16 protein-coding genes are annotated in these 17,013 nt (G+C 53.5%); 10 read left to right on the forward strand and 6 right to left on the reverse strand.

Annotated features, from left to right (window positions below; translation table 11 throughout):
- Nucleotides 1-83: 83 nt before the first annotated feature.
- Nucleotides 84-1,517: an ATP-dependent RNA helicase RhlE gene (gene rhlE, locus I2D83_RS08635; protein ID WP_015839796.1), complete on the forward strand. Its 1,434-nt coding sequence runs from the start codon at nucleotides 84-86 to the stop codon at nucleotides 1,515-1,517.
- A gap of 113 nt (nucleotides 1,518-1,630) precedes the next feature.
- On the opposite strand, the gene pepT is transcribed toward rhlE, so the two are convergent.
- Nucleotides 1,631-2,860 (reverse strand): peptidase T, encoded by a 1,230-nt coding sequence (gene pepT / locus I2D83_RS08640; RefSeq protein ID WP_205947931.1) that lies wholly within the window; start codon nucleotides 2,858-2,860, stop codon nucleotides 1,631-1,633.
- 168 nt (nucleotides 2,861-3,028) lie between these two features.
- On the opposite strand from pepT, the gene I2D83_RS08645 reads away from it, so the two are divergent.
- A complete protein-coding gene (locus tag I2D83_RS08645; protein WP_205947932.1) occupies nucleotides 3,029-4,624 on the forward strand; it encodes an ABC transporter substrate-binding protein in 1,596 nt (531 codons plus the stop codon).
- Nucleotides 4,625-4,670: 46 nt separating this feature from the next.
- Here I2D83_RS08645 and I2D83_RS08650 read toward each other — a convergent pair whose 3' ends face one another.
- On the reverse strand, nucleotides 4,671-5,342 hold the full coding sequence (locus I2D83_RS08650; protein ID WP_015839800.1) for an epoxyqueuosine reductase QueH: 672 nt from the start codon (nucleotides 5,340-5,342) through the stop codon (nucleotides 4,671-4,673).
- Nucleotides 5,343-5,556: 214 nt separating this feature from the next.
- Between I2D83_RS08650 and dusC the strand changes: the two genes are divergently transcribed.
- The 8 genes from dusC (at nucleotide 5,557) to pbpG (ending at nucleotide 12,608) form a co-directional block, all read left to right on the forward strand.
- Nucleotides 5,557-6,489 carry a tRNA dihydrouridine(16) synthase DusC gene (gene dusC, locus I2D83_RS08655; protein WP_015839801.1) on the forward strand — a complete coding sequence of 311 codons (933 nt, stop codon included), beginning with the start codon at nucleotides 5,557-5,559 and terminating at the stop codon, nucleotides 6,487-6,489.
- 172 nt (nucleotides 6,490-6,661) lie between these two features.
- Entirely contained in the window at nucleotides 6,662-8,074 is a 1,413-nt protein-coding gene (mmuP, locus tag I2D83_RS08660; RefSeq protein WP_205947933.1) for an S-methylmethionine permease, read from the forward strand.
- The gene (gene mmuM / locus I2D83_RS08665) at nucleotides 8,067-9,008 is read left to right on the forward strand and encodes a homocysteine S-methyltransferase (RefSeq protein ID WP_205947934.1); all 942 of its coding nucleotides are present in this window, start codon (nucleotides 8,067-8,069) and stop codon (nucleotides 9,006-9,008) included. Before mmuP ends, mmuM begins: the two co-directional genes overlap by 8 nt.
- A 22-nt stretch (nucleotides 9,009-9,030) precedes the next feature.
- On the forward strand, nucleotides 9,031-9,579 hold the full coding sequence (locus I2D83_RS08670) for a hypothetical protein (RefSeq protein ID WP_181844613.1): 549 nt from the start codon (nucleotides 9,031-9,033) through the stop codon (nucleotides 9,577-9,579).
- A gap of 398 nt (nucleotides 9,580-9,977) precedes the next feature.
- On the forward strand, nucleotides 9,978-10,520 hold the full coding sequence (cyaB, locus tag I2D83_RS08675) for a class IV adenylate cyclase (RefSeq protein ID WP_015839805.1): 543 nt from the start codon (nucleotides 9,978-9,980) through the stop codon (nucleotides 10,518-10,520).
- A gap of 60 nt (nucleotides 10,521-10,580) precedes the next feature.
- Nucleotides 10,581-10,937, forward strand: coding sequence for an FMN-binding protein (locus I2D83_RS08680; protein ID WP_015839806.1), 357 nt, complete (start codon nucleotides 10,581-10,583; stop codon nucleotides 10,935-10,937).
- Between the two features lie 63 nt (nucleotides 10,938-11,000).
- Nucleotides 11,001-11,510 (forward strand): DUF6622 family protein, encoded by a 510-nt coding sequence (locus I2D83_RS08685; protein ID WP_181844352.1) that lies wholly within the window; start codon nucleotides 11,001-11,003, stop codon nucleotides 11,508-11,510.
- Nucleotides 11,511-11,660: 150 nt separating this feature from the next.
- Nucleotides 11,661-12,608 (forward strand): D-alanyl-D-alanine endopeptidase, encoded by a 948-nt coding sequence (gene pbpG / locus I2D83_RS08690; protein WP_181828248.1) that lies wholly within the window; start codon nucleotides 11,661-11,663, stop codon nucleotides 12,606-12,608.
- Nucleotides 12,609-12,678: 70 nt separating this feature from the next.
- Here the strand turns inward: pbpG and I2D83_RS08695 are convergent, their stop codons facing one another.
- The 4 genes from I2D83_RS08695 to I2D83_RS08710 form a co-directional block, all read right to left on the reverse strand.
- Nucleotides 12,679-13,365, reverse strand: a complete 687-nt coding sequence (locus I2D83_RS08695) for a glutathione S-transferase family protein (protein ID WP_205947935.1) — start codon at nucleotides 13,363-13,365, stop codon at nucleotides 12,679-12,681.
- Between the two features lie 133 nt (nucleotides 13,366-13,498).
- Nucleotides 13,499-14,269, reverse strand: coding sequence for a DeoR/GlpR family DNA-binding transcription regulator (locus I2D83_RS08700; protein ID WP_205947936.1), 771 nt, complete (start codon nucleotides 14,267-14,269; stop codon nucleotides 13,499-13,501).
- Between the two features lie 31 nt (nucleotides 14,270-14,300).
- Nucleotides 14,301-15,953 (reverse strand): ABC transporter permease subunit, encoded by a 1,653-nt coding sequence (locus I2D83_RS08705; protein ID WP_205947937.1) that lies wholly within the window; start codon nucleotides 15,951-15,953, stop codon nucleotides 14,301-14,303.
- Nucleotides 15,950-16,960: an ABC transporter ATP-binding protein gene (locus I2D83_RS08710; protein ID WP_205947938.1), complete on the reverse strand. Its 1,011-nt coding sequence runs from the start codon at nucleotides 16,958-16,960 to the stop codon at nucleotides 15,950-15,952. Before I2D83_RS08710 ends, I2D83_RS08705 begins: the two co-directional genes overlap by 4 nt.
- Nucleotides 16,961-17,013: the final 53 nt, after the last annotated feature.

Raw genomic sequence — 17,013 nt, forward strand, 5'->3', positions numbered from 1 at the left:
GGCCCGCCAAACCCGTCTTACTGACCCTCTGAAAACTACACCGGCTGCTGTCCGGTCAGAGCGGATCTGGAGTTGTTCTTTTTATGTCATTTGATTCTCTCGGCCTGAGTGCCGATATTCTGCGCGCGATTGACGAGCAGGGTTATCGCGATCCTACCCCTGTTCAGCGTCAGGCTATCCCTGTCGTGCTGGAAGGGCGCGATTTGATGGCCAGTGCCCAAACGGGTACGGGTAAAACGGCGGGCTTTACGCTGCCATTATTGCAACTGCTGAACAGCCGTGAAGCGCAGAATAAAGGGAAAGGCCGCCGTCCGGTTCGGGCATTGATTCTGACGCCAACCCGCGAGCTGGCGGCGCAGATTGATGAGAATGTGAAGGCGTATAGCAAATATCTGCGCCTGCGTTCACTGGTTGTATTCGGTGGGGTGAGCATTAACCCTCAGATGATGAAACTGCGCGGCGGCGTGGATATTCTGGTGGCGACGCCAGGGCGTCTGCTCGATCTGGAACACCAGAACGCCGTTGACCTGTCACAGATTGAAATTCTGGTGCTGGATGAAGCAGACCGCATGCTGGATATGGGGTTCATTCACGATATTCGTCGCGTACTGGCGAAGCTGCCTGCTAAACGCCAAAACCTGCTATTCTCCGCGACCTTCTCTGATGAGATCAAAGCGCTGGCGAACAAACTGCTGACCAATCCAGCCTCGGTTGAAGTCGTGCGTCGTAATACGCCGTCTGAACTGGTGACGCAGCATGTCCATTTTGTCGATAAGCGCCGCAAGCGTGAACTGCTGTCACAGCTGATTGGTGAAAACAACTGGCAGCAGGTACTGGTCTTTACCCGAACCAAACACGGCGCTAACCATCTTGCTGAGTTGCTGGAGAAAGACGGTATTACCGCTGCGGCTATCCACGGTAATAAAAGTCAGGGTGCGCGTACGCGTGCGCTGGCGAACTTCAAAGACGGCAGCATTCGCGTGCTGGTCGCGACCGATATTGCCGCGCGCGGTTTGGATATCGATCAACTACCGCACGTGGTGAACTATGAGCTGCCAAACGTGCCGGAAGATTACGTTCACCGTATCGGTCGTACCGGTCGTGCGGAAGCGACGGGCGAAGCGCTGTCGCTGGTGTGTGTGGATGAGCACAAGCTGCTGCGTGACATCGAACGTCTGCTGAAGCGTGAAATTCCGCGTATCGCTATCGAAGGTTACGAGCCGGATCCGTCTATCAAGGCCGAGCCGATTGTGAATGGTCGTCAGGGCAACCGTGGCGGCGGCGGGGCGCGCAATGGATCGCCGCGCGCGCAGTCTGGTGCGCCACGCGGCCAGTCCGAGCGTAGTCAAGGTCAGAGCGAACGCCGCTCGGCCGATGGCAATCGTCAGCCGCGTAAATCAGGCGGCAATAGCGATAGCCCCTGGGGTGGTAATAAAGGCAACGGCGGCAAAGGCAATGGCGAAGGGCAGCGCCGCGCACCACGTCCGCAAAACCGCAGTAAGCCAGCGGACAAGTAAAATAGATAGGGAGCCAGTGGCTCCCTTTCTGTTGATCACGTCTGTATGCACCATCAACGTACTGAGATTAACGGTTGGATAAGCCTCCACCGTATTTTTCCCTTATCAGGTAATTATTTCGCCGCCAGCAGGCATAAATTCAACGCGACTTCATACGATTTCACAAATGACGGCACGGGTAAAAACTCAAACCGCGAGTGGAAATTGTGTGCGCCGGTGAAGAAGTTTGGCGTCAGCAATCCTTTGGCGGACAGCGCCGCGCCGTCCGTGCCCCCGCGCATTGGCGTTACTTTGGGTTCAATGCCCAGCGTATCCAGTGCGGCAAACAGCAGGTCGATGGCCCGGCGATCGTCGGTAATGGCGTTGCTGATATTGCTGTAGATATCAGTGAGGCTGAATGTCACGCTACCCGTCGGGTACTGTGCGGCAATCTTCTCTGCGATCGTGGCGATCTGCTGCTTCCGCTGTTCAAACGTAGCTAAATCGAAATCGCGGATAGAGGCTTTAAGCTTCGCTTCATTGGCATTCGCCGTCAGATCGTTAAACCAGATATAGCCCTCGCGTCCTTCCGTATGCTCCGGCGTTTGCTGGCGATCGAACTGGCTGATAAAGTCATGCGCCATAAGCAGTGGGTTGACCAGTACGCCTTTCGCCGACATCGGGTGCGCGGGCACGCCGGTAAAGCGAATTTCCGCCGAGGCTGCATTGAAGTTCTCATACACCACTTCACCCAGTTCGCAGCAGTCGATGGTGTAGGCGAAATCGACATCGAAGCGTTTGAGATCGAGCGCTTTCGCACCGCGTAGCCCAATTTCTTCATCTGGCACGAAGGCCACCACGATATCGCCGTGCGGCGTAGCGTCGGTCAGATTTTCCATCAATGTCATCACCACGGTAACGGCAGCCTTGTTGTCCGCGCCGAGTACGCTGGTGCCGTCGCTAAAAATAATGTCCTGGCCGATATACGGCAGAATTTCCGGGTGTTCGGCCGTGCGCAGCCAGATGTTCTGCTTGGCATTCAGACACAGGTCTTCGCCGGTAAAGCGCAGCGTCTGCGGGTGAATATGCGGCGACAGGCCGACGTCAACCGTATCGATATGGGTGATAAAACCAATGCGCGGCGCGGACGGACAGTTGCCCGGCTTCACGGCCGTCACGGTGGCGTGCTCATCAATCACGACATCCTGTAGACCCAGGGCTCGCAGCTCGTCCGCCAGCAATCGTGCCATCTTATGCTGTTCTGGAGTGCTGGGCAGCGTTGTCGAGCTGGCATCGCTTTGGCTGGAGACGGCGAGATAACGGTAAAAACGCGTGCTGAGCTGATGAGCCAGACTGTCTGTCATAACGAATCCTTTTTATTCAGTACGTTTTATTCAGTACTTTTTATTTAGTAATAACCTTGCTCGTTATCCTAACGTAGAAATTATTTCATTTGAGGGTTTTATTTGTCATTTTATTGTCATGACTTTTATAACCGTGCCATGGAATACAAATAACAAGCGAGGTCTGGGATGAAAAAGGCAGGAATACGATTCACATTGGCTGCGTTGACGCTGGCGGTCGCCTCAGCGGCGTCGGCGAATACTCTGGTATATTGCTCAGAAGGATCGCCGGAAAACTTTAACCCACAGCTTTACACGTCTGGAACCAGCGTGGATGCCAGCGCGGTGCCGATTTATAACCGTCTGGTGGATTTCAAAGTTGGCACCACGGAGCTGATACCGAGTCTGGCAGAGCGCTGGGATATCAGCGCCGATGGGCGCGTGTATACCTTCCATTTGCGCAAAGGCGTTAAATTCCAGAGCAACAAATATTTTAAACCCTCGCGTGATTTTACCGCTGACGACGTTATTTTCTCCTTCATGCGGCAAAAAGATCCGCAGCACCCTTATCACAACGTCTCGAAAGGCACTTATGCCAATTTTGAGAGCTTGTCCTTTGGCTCGCTGATTCAGAACATCGAGAAGGTGGATGACCATACGGTGCGCTTTACGCTCTCCCATGCGGAAGCCCCATTTCTGGCTGATTTAGCCTGGTACTTTGCTTCCATTCTTTCTGCGGAATATGCCGATGCGATGCTAAAAGCTGGCACGCCGGAACGCGTGGACATGGACCCAATTGGTACTGGACCTTTCGAGTTAGCGCAGTATCAGAAAGATTCCCGCATCCTCTTTAAGGCATTTCCTGCCTATTGGGAAGGCAAGGCCAAGCTGGATCGGTTGATTTTCACTATTACGCCGGATGCCTCCGTGCGTTATGCCAAGCTGGAGAAGAATGAGTGTCAGGTGATGCCGTTCCCTAATCCTGCCGATCTGCCGCGCATTAAAGAGAACAAAGATATCGTGCTGATGCAGAAAGCGGGATTGAATACCGGCTTCCTGTCGTTCAATACCCAAAAAGCGCCGACGGATAATGTGAAAGTGCGGCAGGCGTTAACGATGGCGATTAATAAGCCCGCGATTATCGACGCCGTTTTTCAGGGAACCGGAACGGCGGCGAAAAATCTGCTGCCGCCAGGTGTCTGGAGTGCTGACAGCGACCTGAAAGACTATGACTACGATCCTGAGAAGGCTAAGGCGTTGCTGAAAGAAGCGGGCTTGGCTGAGGGAACCACGATTGAACTGTGGGCGATGCCGGTGCAGCGTCCGTATAACCCGAATGCCCGCCGGATGTCGGAGATGATTCAGGCCGACTGGGCGAAAGTCGGCGTGCAGGCCAAAATTGTCACCTTCGAGTGGGGTGAATACCTGAAGCGGGTGAAAAGCGGTGAGCATCAGGCGGCGTTGATGGGCTGGACAACGGCGACGGGCGATCCTGATAACTTCTTCGGACCGCTTTTTACCTGCACAGCGGCCAACGGTGGTTCCAATTCGGCAAAATGGTGCTATCCGCCGTTTGATAAAATCATCACCGAAGCGCGCGCTTCACAGGATCATGAACAGCGAATAGCGTTATACAAGCAGGCGCAGCAGATGATGCACGATCAGGCACCCGCTGTCATGATTGCGCATTCCACTCTCTCTATTCCGGTACGCAAGGAAGTGATCGGTTATGAAGTTGACCCGTTTGATAAGCATATTTTTTATCAGGTCGATGTGAAGAAGTAAGACGTTGACAGTCCGGCACTGAGTGCCGGACTCCGGTGTTAAGTGGTTATTCGGTATCGTCGCCGTAATACAGCTTCCCGATACGGATAATATCGCGCCCCTGTGATTTGCGATGCTTATTGGAATCGCGCAGGGAATAAATGCAGCCGCAATACTCCTGTTGATAGAAACGTTCACGCTTGCTGATTTCGATCATACGCGACGAGCCGCCGCCTTTACGCCAGTTGTAGTCCCAATAGGTGATGCCGGGATATTTCTGTGCGGCGTTCTGGCCACATTCGTTAATTTGCTGCATGTTTTTCCAGCGGGAAATCCCCAATGAACTGGAGATAACGCTAAAGCCGTTTTCTGCGGCGTACAGCGCCGTGCGCTCGAAACGCATATCAAAACACATGGTGCAGCGAATGCCGCGTTCGGGCTCCCATTCCATGCCTTTGGCGCGCTCAAACCAGTTATCCGTGTCGTAATCCGCATCGATGAAAGGCACGTTATGCTGTTCGGCGAAGCGGATGTTTTCCTCTTTACGGATCAGGTATTCACGCTGCGGGTGGATGTTGGGGTTATAAAAGAAAATGGTGTAGTCGATGCCAGAAGCGGTGATGGCTTCCATGACTTCACCAGAGCAGGGCGCACAGCAGGAGTGCAGCAGCAGCTTGTCGGCGTTATTCGGCAGAGAAAGCTGTGGACGTTGCAGCGCGGCGGTTTTGACATTCGACATAATAAATAGTCACTTCGTTGTGGTCCGTAAGGACAGTGTCGGCACAAATTCGTAACGAATTATTGATGATATGCTCACAAGAGGCAACCTCCGAGCCCGCCCGGCGTTATCTTTCCCGTTGCGTTCCCCGTACAATACCCCCTAAGATTGCCTGCTTTTTTAGCCGTGCAATGAATGGCTGTGATTAACGATTGAATGGTTACCGAGTAGCGTTATGCGTGTTCTGCTTGCCCCGATGGAAGGGGTTCTCGACTCATTAGTGCGAGAACTGCTGACCGAAGTAAATGATTATGACCTGTGTGTCACCGAGTTCTTACGCGTGGTGGATCAGTGTCTGCCGGTTAAGTCCTTTTATCGTCTTTGCCCGGAGCTACACCATGCCAGCCGCACGCCGTCTGGTACGCTGGTGCGTGTACAGCTGCTGGGTCAATATCCGCAGTGGCTGGCGGAAAATGCCGCGCGGGCGGTGGAACTGGGTTCGTATGGCGTCGATCTTAACTGCGGCTGCCCGTCGAAGCTGGTGAACGGCAGCGGGGGCGGGGCGACGCTGTTAAAAGATCCCGAGCTGATTTATCAGGGCGCGAAAGCCATGCGTGAGGCGGTGCCTGCCCATTTGCCTGTCACGGTGAAAATTCGGCTGGGCTGGGATTCCGGCGATCGCCAGTTTGAAATTGCCGATGCGGTGCAGCAGGCGGGCGCAAGCGAGCTGGTCGTGCATGGCCGTACGAAAGAAGACGGTTATAAAGCCGAATGCATTAACTGGCAGGCGATAGGGAAAATCCGCCAGCGGTTGCGGATTCCGGTGATCGCCAACGGCGAAATCTGGGACTGGCAGAGTGCACAGGACTGTATGGCGACAACGGGGTGCGACGCAATTATGCTCGGGCGGGGCGCGCTAAACGTGCCGAACCTGAGTCGCGTCATTAAGTATAACGAACCGCGTATGCCGTGGCCTGAGGTCATGCTGCTGCTACAAAAATATGTGCAGTTGGAAAAGCAGGGCGACACCGGGATGTATCACGTCGCACGTATCAAACAGTGGCTCGGCTATTTGCGTAAAGAATACGATGACGCCACCGAGTTATTCAGCGAGATTCGCACCCTGAAAACGTCGGCGGACATCGCACGCGTGATCGGTGAGCCGTAGGCGCTCACCATTTCCTCATTTTCTGCTTTCCCTCTCTTGTGTCTTCATCACATTGTTCGTTTTTAACGCACTTCATCGCTCTCTCTCCGGCCTGTACTTTACTTTACGAATCGCTTGACGGTATAACACTCCATCTGTCTGGAAGTTTAGACGTCTATAAATAAAGGTCATCATGGAACAACACGCACCAGGCTCGGAAGGGCAGTTTAAGCGCACCATGAAAGCTCGCCACTTGGTGATGCTTTCACTCGGCGGCGTCATCGGTACCGGCCTGTTTTTCAATACGGGCTACATTATTTCCACCACGGGGGCTGCCGGGACGCTATTGGCCTATCTGATCGGCGCGCTGGTGGTGTATCTGGTGATGCTGAGCTTGGGGGAACTGTCCGTCGCGATGCCGGAAACCGGGGCGTTCCATGTGTATGCATCCCGCTATCTCAGCCCGGCAACGGGCTACACGGTGGCGTGGCTCTATTGGCTGACGTGGACGGTCGCACTGGGCTCCAGCCTGACTGCTGCTGGTTTTTGCATGCAGTATTGGTTCCCACAGGTGCCGGTCTGGACCTGGTGTCTGCTGTTTTGTGTGTTGATTTATCTGCTGAACATTGTGTCGTCCCGTTTCTTTGCCGAAGGGGAGTTCTGGTTCTCGATCGTGAAAGTGGTCACGATACTCGCCTTTATCGTACTCGGCGCAGGCGCGATGTTTGGTTTTATTCCGATGCAGGATGGCTCTCCTGCGCCGTTCTTCCGGAACATTACCGCGTCTGGCTGGTTTCCACACGGCGGCCTGCCGATCTTAATGACGATGGTGGCGGTCAACTTCGCTTTCTCCGGTACGGAGCTGATCGGTATCGCGGCAGGAGAAACCGAGAATCCACAGAAAGTGGTGCCGATGGCGATTCGCACTACCGTTGCACGACTGGTGATCTTCTTTCTCGGTACGGTGCTGGTGCTGGCGGCGATGATCCCGATGGAAGAAGCAGGTATCGCGAAAAGCCCGTTTGTGCTGGTGTTTGAAAAAATTGGTATTCCTTACGCCGCTGATATTTTTAATTTCGTGATTTTGACGGCGATTCTGTCTGCTGCTAACTCAGGGCTGTATGCCTCGGGGCGTATGCTGTGGTCGCTGTCCAATGAAGGCACGCTGCCGCGCCGCTTTTCTCGTCTGACGCGCCGTGGTATTCCACTCTTTGCGATTTCTGTCAGTATGCTGGGCGGGCTGCTGGCGCTGTTTTCCAGCGTGGTCGCACCGGATACCGTTTACGTGGCGCTGTCTGCGATTTCCGGCTTTGCCGTGGTGGCGGTGTGGCTGAGTATCTGCGCCTCGCACTATATGTTCCGCCGTCACCATATTCGCACGGGAAAACCGCTTTCTGACCTGCAATATCGTGCGCCCTGGTACCCTATCACGCCGATTCTTGGCTTCCTGCTGTGCCTGCTGGCCTGCGTCGGACTGGCGTTTGATCCAAGCCAGCGAATTGCGCTGTGGTGTGGAATTCCGTTTGTCGCGTTGTGCTATGGTGCTTATTATTTCACGCAGTCACTGAAGAAGCGTGGATTAACGGGAGTGGAAGACATTGCGTAAAAATACGGTTACCGAACTGCTGGCAACGGCACCCACGATTGTGTTGGATGGCGCGCTAGCGACCGAACTGGAAGCGCGCGGCTGTGATTTAACGGATCCGCTGTGGTCCGCGAAAGTACTGGTTGAGAACCCGGCGCTGATTTATCAGGTTCATCTCGACTATTTCAAGGCAGGGGCGCAGTGTGCAATTACGGCCAGCTATCAGGCGACGCCGCAAGGGTTTGAGGCGCGGGGCTATAGCGAAGCGGAGTCGCTGGCGCTGATTGCCAAGAGCGTACAGTTGGCGGCGCAGGCGCGGGATGATTACCGCCGCGACAATCCGCAGGCTGGGGCGCTGCTGGTGGCGGGGTCGGTGGGGCCATACGGCGCCTATCTGGCGGATGGCTCGGAGTATCGCGGTGATTATCAGCTGCCGCAGGCTGACATGATGGCGTTTCATCGGCCGCGTATGGCGGCGCTGCTGGAGGCGGGAGCGGATCTTCTGGCCTGTGAGACGCTGCCGTCTTTTGCTGAAATCGAGGCGCTGATTGCATTACTGGCTGAGTTCCCTCAGGCGCAGGCCTGGCTCTCCTTCACGCTGCGCGACAGCGAACACCTCAGCGACGGCACGCCATTGCGCACGGTGCTGGCGCGGGTCAACGCCTGTTCGCAGGTGGTCGCTGTGGGTATCAACTGCATTGCGTTGGAAAAGGTGACGCCTGCGCTGACGTACCTGTCTTCGCTGACGGATTTGCCGTTGGTGGTTTATCCCAATTCCGGCGAGCAGTATGATGCGGTAACGAAAACCTGGAGCAGCGCTCACGATGCCGCCTGCTCGCTAACGGCGTATCTGCCCGAGTGGCAAGCGGCAGGGGCACGTCTGATTGGCGGCTGCTGCCGAACCACGCCTGCTGATATTGCCGGTATTGCACGTTGCTGCCAGCATGAGGGTTAGCACTAAATAAGGGGATGCCGTGATGGAAAATGATGTGAATCTGCAACAGGTGTACTCGCTTGCCAGACAGCGCGTTGCGCCAGATGTGCCGGTAACGGTGCTGCACATTGGCGAACAGCAGACGACGGTTGTCTGCGGGACGGCATCACAGCCGTCGGCAACCCTGCAACTGACCATCGGTTTTGACAAAACGGCTACGACGTTTTTCAAGCATCTTCCCCCGACGCCGGACGAAATGGAGTTGGCGATCATGGCGGTGGAGGATGAAGTGACGCGTATTCGCCACGATATTCCTGCGGGGTCTGCGCTGTTTTCTTTCGACTCTGATTTGGTCGACCTCGCACAGATTTCAGGCGCAGAAGAAGAGGAAGGCGGCTGGCGCTTGCCGCAGGATGACATGGAGCGGACATTTAAACGTCTGGAACGCGTCATGCTGGGGAGTCCGGCAACCTGGGAGGGTATTCCGCTTGAGAACGCTTTCTCCGCCCGGTTGCTGATTTTGCGTGAGTTTATGCATCATCACGGCTTCGATTCTGCACTGATTTTGCTATTACCTGCGGTTGTTGCGTGAAGAACTAGCGGTTTTTCCCTTCTCAGCTACTATTAACGGCGGTCTGCGTCCAGCAAGGGGGCTGACCGCATTCTTTTGCTGGGAAATATCCGATGTTATTTATTAATCGGTATTCTCTGACAGGAAATTGCACTCGGGATATCTGACGTTGTAAGGTAATAACGCGGCATGATTATCGAGGTAATGCTATCGCGGTACAGTATGTGACAGGATGTAAGGTGTGAATCAAGGAGGGTGAGAGGACGGCCATTCGGCCATATTATGTTACCTGTATGATCTATTTTGCGGATGACCGAATCTTTAATTATCTTGAATTTCCGTATGACAGCGTAATAAAACGCTGTTTCGATATGGCGGGAGTCAATGTTATTTCAGGGAGTCCAGTGAGGGGAAAGAACATGGTTGAACATTTCACAGGGAAATATGAAGTTGAACTTAAATTTCGCATCGACGATATAGCCGTTTTTAGAAATACGCTTTTTAGCCTTCACCCAGAGGCTTTCGTCTTTGAAAATAAAGAACACGATGTTTATTACGATGATGCAGAGAGGCGTTTACAGCAGCAAAATATCAAAATGCTGGTGCGACGTATGGAGCCATCAGGAATTAAGCTCTGGATCGTGAAAGGGCCGGGTGTCGAGCGCTGTGAAGCGGTTAACGTCGAAGCTTTTGAAAAAACCGACAGCATGCTACAGACATTAGGGTATCAACCCCTTTTTGAAATTCATAAAATTCGCAGTATCTACTTTTTAAATGCTTTCCACATTACGCTCGATTATATTGAATCGCTTGGTTATTTCGTGGAAATATCGGTAATGACCGATGATGAAACCCAGTTGAAAGCACTCAGAGATCGGTGTATAGAGTGTGCGCTACGGCTTCAATTGTCATTGGATAATATTGAAACGAAATCTTATTATCAATTATTAGGTTTTAATTAACTGTTATTCAATGGTTATTGAATTGTTGTTTTTATTGTTCGATTTGCACACGGGGAAATGATGAAGAAATCTATTTCGGCAGCGCTGGCTACATTAGTGATGGCTTTTTCTCTGTCCGTTCACGGCAACGATGTGGTGCACTATAAAGACGGCACCTACATCGGTAAAGCGCAGGGCAAGGCGGCAGAAGTTGAGGTAACGGTCAGCATTAAAGAAGGGAAGATTGCCAACGCGGAAGTGCTGAAGCATGGCGATACTGAAGCGATGATGTTGAGTGCGACGGATCAAATCGTGCCGGAGCTCATTGAGAAGCAGGATATTAACAAGGTGGATGCGGTAACGGGGGCGACGTTATCGAGCCAGGGCGTGATTAACGCGGTGAAACAGGCGCTGGAACAGGCCAAAGTCACGCCGTGAACGCTCCGGTTTGTTGACTATCACCGTTGCTGAAGGCTTCATTGCTGAAGGAATCGTACCGCCGTGGAAAATCTGCTGATTATTTTGCGTCACACGCCTTATTGGGTGTGGATCGTGTTGGGTTACCTGATTTATGCCGGAATAAAAGCCAGCCAGCCGCGACAGCAATCGCCGGCACGGATGCTGGTTGTGCCGATCGTGTTCATGGTATGGGGTGTTAGCGCGATTTTTCATACGCTGCTGATCCCGCTTGCGGCGGCAGGCGGATTTCTGCTCACGTTGATTGTCGGGTTGGGGATTGGGTGGCGCTGGGGGAAGACGTCAGGCGCTTATCTGCCGGAATCACGTGTTTTTCAGCGCAGCGGTTCGTGGTGGCCGTTGGCCTTAATGCTGCTGACGTTTTGTTCTCGTTTCTATTTTTCCGTCCAGCTGGCTCGGTTTCCTGCGTTGGCGCATGACCCCGTGTTCTGCCTGTTGTCCGGCGCGGTAAGTGGGATTACCGCTGGAATATTTAGCGGCGTCAGCCTACGTTTGTTCAACCAGATGCGCAAAATAAAACCGTCGCTGACGTAATGCTATAAAAAACAGTGGGTTGATAAAACCGTTTGTCAAAATTTGTCACAAAGCTTTTTCTGCTGCATGAGTGCGCGGGGAAGGGCGGTAAATTATAATGCCGATGCCTATCCCTTTCATTTAACAGAATACTGTTTAAGTTATTGAAGAATGACTAAAAATTTTAAGCTTTCTCTTTGTGGCCTGTTGATGCTATCAACCCATGTTGTGATGTTGCCTCAGGCTATGGCGAAAGCGCCGACGTATTCCGCCGGCACTGCGCATCAGGAAATTGCTTCCGGTAGCGCTATGGTGGTGGATTTGCGTGATAACCACATCCTATATTCCAGTAACCCAGATGTGGTGGTGCCGATTGCTTCGGTGACGAAATTGATGACGGCGCTGGTGGTGCTGGATGCCAATCAGCCGCTGGATGAAATCATCTCTGTCGATATCAGTCAGACGAAAGAAATGAAAGGGGTGTACTCGCGTGTTCGTCTGAACAGCGAGATCAGCCGCCATGACATGCTGTTGCTGGCGCTGATGTCATCAGAAAACCGCGCGGCGGCCAGTCTGGCGCACCACTATCCAGGCGGCTATCAGGCATTTATCCGCGCGATGAATGCCAAAGCCCGTGCGCTAGGTATGGCTCACACGCGCTATGTCGAGCCGACTGGGCTGTCCATCAATAACGTCTCGACCGCCCGCGATCTCACCAAACTCCTGATTGCCAGTAAGCAATATCCGTTGCTGAGCCAGTTGAGTACGACACAGGAGAAAACGGCGACGTTCTCTCATCCAGCGTACAGCCTGCCGTTCAGAAACACAAACCATCTGGTCTATAAAGCTGACTGGAGCATCCAACTGACCAAAACGGGCTTCACGAATCAGGCGGGACATTGTCTGGTGATGCGCACGGTTATTAACCAGCGGCCTGTTGCGCTGGTGGTGCTGGATGCATTCGGTAAATACACGCACTTTGCGGATGCTAACCGTCTGCGTAAGTGGATAGAAACCGGCAAGGTCAGCGAGGTGCCTGCTGCTGCGTTGAGCTATAAGAAACAAAAATCGCTGGCTTCTCGTCAACCGCAGAGCATGGCGAGTATCGAAACCGAATAACGGTTCCCCTTCCTGCTGTGCTGGAGGGGAATAGCGACGGTGGCCGAACGGGCCACCGATTGCTACGGCGCTACGCGCGAGCGCGCAGATCTTCTATCACTTCTCCCGCTTTTTTCACTTCTTCTTCATGCTCATCTTCACGCCAGGTTTCCGCTAAGGCGTCCTGTAGCCAGCGTTGCATCGCGGGTTGGGCTAACAGGTGGTCGCAATAGGCAGCGGCTTCGGGCGACACGGGGAGCTGATAGGTTTTGATGCGGAATACGACCGGAGCAAAGAAGGCGTCTACCGCTGAAAATTGTTTTCCTGCCAGAAACGGTCCACCAAAGCGCGTTAACCCTTCCTGCCAGAGTTCGCCGATGCGGTTAATGTCGTTGCTGAGAGCGGGAGAGATTTCGTTCATTTTGACGCGCACGCCGCAGCTCATAGAGCAGGTGTTACGCAGTGCGGTAAAACCAGAGTGCATTTCGGCGGCAGCGCAGCGTGCCCACGCACGGGTTTTGGCATCGGCAGGCCAGACGCCGGGATGCTGTTCAGCCAGATACTCGGTAATCGCCAATGAATCCCAGACGGTGGTTTCGCCATCGAGCAGGCAGGGGACTTTTGCCGTCGGCGAAAAGGCCTTAAATGCCGGCTGTGCCATGCCCGGTGCAAAAGCAACCAGTTTCTCTTCGAAAGGAATTGACAGTGTTTTCAACAGCACCCACGGACGCAGTGACCAGGACGAATAGTTTTTATTGGCGATATACAACTGATACATGTCTGAGGCTCCTTGTGTTAACGAAGCCTTAGCATTAGCACGAAAGGCGGTAGAAATCATCCTGCATCTATTCGCCTGTATGCTGTGTGAGGATCGGCAATAAAGCCCGCAATAAATCATGGGAAGAGGGATATCAGGCGACGATAACCTGCTGGCAATGCATCTGGAGTAAAGACAGCTCGGGTTTATCCGCACTAGATGCATCAGTCACCACCATATCGATTTCCTGCATGGTGGCATAGACAACCCGACTGGTGACGCCGATCTTGCTGTGATCCGCAAGGATAATGCGCGTTCTGGCATGTTGCACCATGGATCGGGCAATTGCCGCCTCGTGGTGAGCAAAGCTGGTGGCGCCAGATAGCGCATCGACACCGACCGGAGAAAGAAGCGCCACGTCGGCACGGTAGCGTTCCAGTTCATTGACGGTGATATCACCACTGGTTGCCTGTGCTGAAGCACCCATATATCCACCGAGTAGTATCACACTATGCTGTGCGACTGATTCTGCTGAGGTGAGTTTCTGTGCGACGGTTAGACTATTGGTAATGACCGTCATCCCCGGCATGGAAAGCAGTTCGTCGGCTAACAGAGAGGTTGTACTGCCCGAGTCGATAAACAGCGTCTGCCCGGCTTTTAGCTGTTGTACTGCCGCACGGGCAATAGCCTGCTTTTCTTTTTCACGTACGGTATTGCGAATGGATAACGGCGGTTCCGGTTCCTGCGTGGTTGCTACGATCCCACCATGGACGCGGCGTAACACCCCTGCCGCTTCCAGTTTTACAATATCGCGTCGTACTGTTTCGCGTGAAACACCGAGATGTTGAATAATTTTCTCGGTGCTCACCCGGTTTAATGTTGAGAGCAGAGCTTGTATGCGATGTAACCGCGTTTCTTCTAACATAGCTGTCCATTCGTTGATGTTTTGACATCGGTTACCATGATTGTCGCTTTTCTGTCACAAGATGCAGCAGGAGTGCGGTCATCGCCACGATGCCCATAATACAGGTCGAAAAAGCGGCAGCCTGTGACGTAAAGCCTGCTTCATCCAATCGCATAACGGTGACGGCACCTAAAGGCAGCGACGGTGTGACCAAAAAAATCACGGCTGATAGTGTAACCATTGAGCGCATGAATAAAAACATGGCGACTGAAATCAACGTTACGCGCATGGCGGGCAGATACACATCACGTAAAATACGTACCACGCCGCCGCCTAAAACAGTAGTGGCATCTTCCATCGCATGCGGCACGTTGCGTATTCCCATCATCATCGTGGTGTAGCCTTGCGTGTGATAGTGGTAGTAATTACATAATGCCACCAGCAGTGCCGATCCATACAGCATTCCCCAAGGGAGATCGGCCGTATTGAACGTGAACACGTAAGAGAGCCCCAACACCAGCCCGGGAACAGCAACAGGCAATGCGCTCAGCAGTACCGCGGCGTTGGCAACTTTGCCGGGTTGCCGATGAACGCCGAAGGTCAGCAGGAATAACAGCACGGTACCAACCACCGCCGCCAGTGCGGAGATCCAGACCGACGCCCACAGTGGCGTATAGCCTCCGGCGAGATCGATATCGTAATGTTTAAGGGTCAGATCCAGCCGATACGGCCATAGGCGTATCATGCTGGCAATAATGACGGTGCCAATAACGGCGACAATCGTGAATGCGATCGTCATCGTTGCCAGATAGAACGACATATCGCGCGTGCGCAGCGGTTGTGGAATGTGTGGGATCGCCGCATGTGAGCCGATCGCTTTTTGCCGTCTGGCCGTTGCACGTTCTATCCAGATCGATGCAGCGGCAGGTAACAGGAGCAGGATCCCGACGACGGCTCCCATGCCGAATTTCATTTGACCACTGACCTGGCTGTAGATCTCTGTTGCCAGTACCGAGAAGTTGCCGCCGATAACAATGGCGTTGCCGAAATCTGTGATCGTGATGGTGAAGATAACAAAAGCCGCACTCAGCAGGCCGTATCGCAGACCGGGGAGGGTGATATCCAGAAACTGTCGCCAGTCCGAGGCACCGAGAACGTTAGCGGCTTCATACTGGCGAGTATCGCTATGACGCAGCGTGGTACGAATGATCAGAATCGCTTGCGGTAGTGCGTACAGGACGTTGGCGATCAATAATCCCCAAAAACCATAAATATCCAATCGCACGCCAAGAAGATTACCGATAATGCCATTTCTTCCCAGCAGAAAAATTAATCCCAATCCCAACACCAGCGAGGGAGCAAGTATCGGCAGCGAGGTCGCAAATGCGATAAAACGCTTTGCTGGCATCGCTGTACATTCCAGACCATAGGCGACAATAAACCCCAGCAAGAGCGTCACCAGTGTGGTGACGATGCCAAGTAACAGGCTGTTGATCGTCGCGCGCCAGATGCCGGGCGAATCCATTAGCGCCAAATAATTTGATAGCCCAACGGTACCGTTTTGATCGTTCAACAGACTGTGCCAGGCGATACTCAGCATCGGTATGCCGAAGAACATGAGCAGCGCCAGCAGTGGGATCCACAGACACAGACGAGAAAGCCAGCGGTCACTGGCCGTTTGCGGGGGAAGAAGTGTCTGATTCATGATTGTACCCAGGCGCAGTCTTCTGCGCGAATCGAGAGATGAATGGGGTCGCCAGGATTCCAGTTCACGGCGCTGCTGGTCTCGACTAATAGCGGCTGCGATTTCCATACCACCTGTATGCGTTGGATACTCCCGAGGAAACTGGTGTTGATGACCCGTCCTTCTGCGCCTTCCGCTTTATGTAGTGCAATCCTTTCCGGTCGGATAAACAATTCAGCGCCTTCTGGTAGCGCAGTTTCCTGTGCAGAGGGGAGCAGTTCCGGCATCCACGTGTTGACGACATCGCGTGACAGCAGATTGCTGTGCCCCATGAATTCGGCAACGAAACGTGTGCGTGGGCTGGTGTAAAGTTCGTGAGGCGTGCCTTCCTGCACAATGCGTCCACCGTGCATGCAAATGATTTTATCCGCCATGCTCATCGCTTCTTCCTGATCGTGTGTGACCATCAAAGTGGGAATGCCGAGCCGCTGTTGCACGTCGCGTAATTCCTGACGCAATCCGGCGCGCACGCGAGCATCCAGTGCCGAAAGGGGTTCATCCAGTAACAGTAGGGAAGGGTTGACCGCCAGCGCGCGTGCGATAGCGACACGCTGTTGCTGCCCGCCTGAAAGCTGGGCAGGATAACGATCGCCGAATCCACTAAGGCGTACGGTATCCAGCAGATCGCTGACGCGTGCGGCAACTTCCTCGGCAGGCGTCTGGCGAATTTTGAGCCCATAGCCAATATTTTGTGCAATCGTCATGTGGGGAAAAAGCGAGTAAGACTGAAAGACAATGCCAAAACCTCTTTCCCTGGCAGGCACGTTAACCAGATCGCGATTGTCCAGCGTGATTTTTCCTCCATCACAGCTTAGTAATCCGGCAATGATACGCAGCAATGTCGTTTTGCCGCAGCCGCTAGGCCCAAGAAGACAGACAAATTCGGCATTTTCGATCGACAAGTTGATGCGATCGAGAGCGACATAACCCTCAAAGCTTTTATAGAGATTTTGAATAACCAGTGCCATGATGCGGACCTCTTAATTACGGCTGCCGCGAAGATACAAACACGCTGCGCGGC

The organism is Pectobacterium aroidearum, assembly GCF_015689195.1.
Lineage (GTDB): Bacteria > Pseudomonadota > Gammaproteobacteria > Enterobacterales > Enterobacteriaceae > Pectobacterium > Pectobacterium aroidearum.

Excerpts from the sequence above, each read along its gene's own strand:
- rhlE (WP_015839796.1), top strand. The coding sequence starts at position 84 with ATGTCATTTGATTCTCTCGGCCTGAGTGCCGATATTCTGCGCGCGATT.
- pepT (WP_205947931.1), bottom strand. The coding sequence starts at position 2,860 with ATGACAGACAGTCTGGCTCATCAGCTCAGCACGCGTTTTTACCGTTAT.
- I2D83_RS08645 (WP_205947932.1), top strand. The coding sequence starts at position 3,029 with ATGAAAAAGGCAGGAATACGATTCACATTGGCTGCGTTGACGCTGGCG.
- I2D83_RS08650 (WP_015839800.1), bottom strand. The coding sequence starts at position 5,342 with ATGTCGAATGTCAAAACCGCCGCGCTGCAACGTCCACAGCTTTCTCTG.
- dusC (WP_015839801.1), top strand. The coding sequence starts at position 5,557 with ATGCGTGTTCTGCTTGCCCCGATGGAAGGGGTTCTCGACTCATTAGTG.
- mmuP (WP_205947933.1), top strand. The coding sequence starts at position 6,662 with ATGGAACAACACGCACCAGGCTCGGAAGGGCAGTTTAAGCGCACCATG.
- I2D83_RS08670 (WP_181844613.1), top strand. The coding sequence starts at position 9,031 with ATGGAAAATGATGTGAATCTGCAACAGGTGTACTCGCTTGCCAGACAG.
- cyaB (WP_015839805.1), top strand. The coding sequence starts at position 9,978 with ATGGTTGAACATTTCACAGGGAAATATGAAGTTGAACTTAAATTTCGC.
- I2D83_RS08680 (WP_015839806.1), top strand. The coding sequence starts at position 10,581 with ATGAAGAAATCTATTTCGGCAGCGCTGGCTACATTAGTGATGGCTTTT.
- pbpG (WP_181828248.1), top strand. The coding sequence starts at position 11,661 with ATGACTAAAAATTTTAAGCTTTCTCTTTGTGGCCTGTTGATGCTATCA.
- I2D83_RS08695 (WP_205947935.1), bottom strand. The coding sequence starts at position 13,365 with ATGTATCAGTTGTATATCGCCAATAAAAACTATTCGTCCTGGTCACTG.
- I2D83_RS08700 (WP_205947936.1), bottom strand. The coding sequence starts at position 14,269 with ATGTTAGAAGAAACGCGGTTACATCGCATACAAGCTCTGCTCTCAACA.
- I2D83_RS08705 (WP_205947937.1), bottom strand. The coding sequence starts at position 15,953 with ATGAATCAGACACTTCTTCCCCCGCAAACGGCCAGTGACCGCTGGCTT.
- I2D83_RS08710 (WP_205947938.1), bottom strand. The coding sequence starts at position 16,960 with ATGGCACTGGTTATTCAAAATCTCTATAAAAGCTTTGAGGGTTATGTC.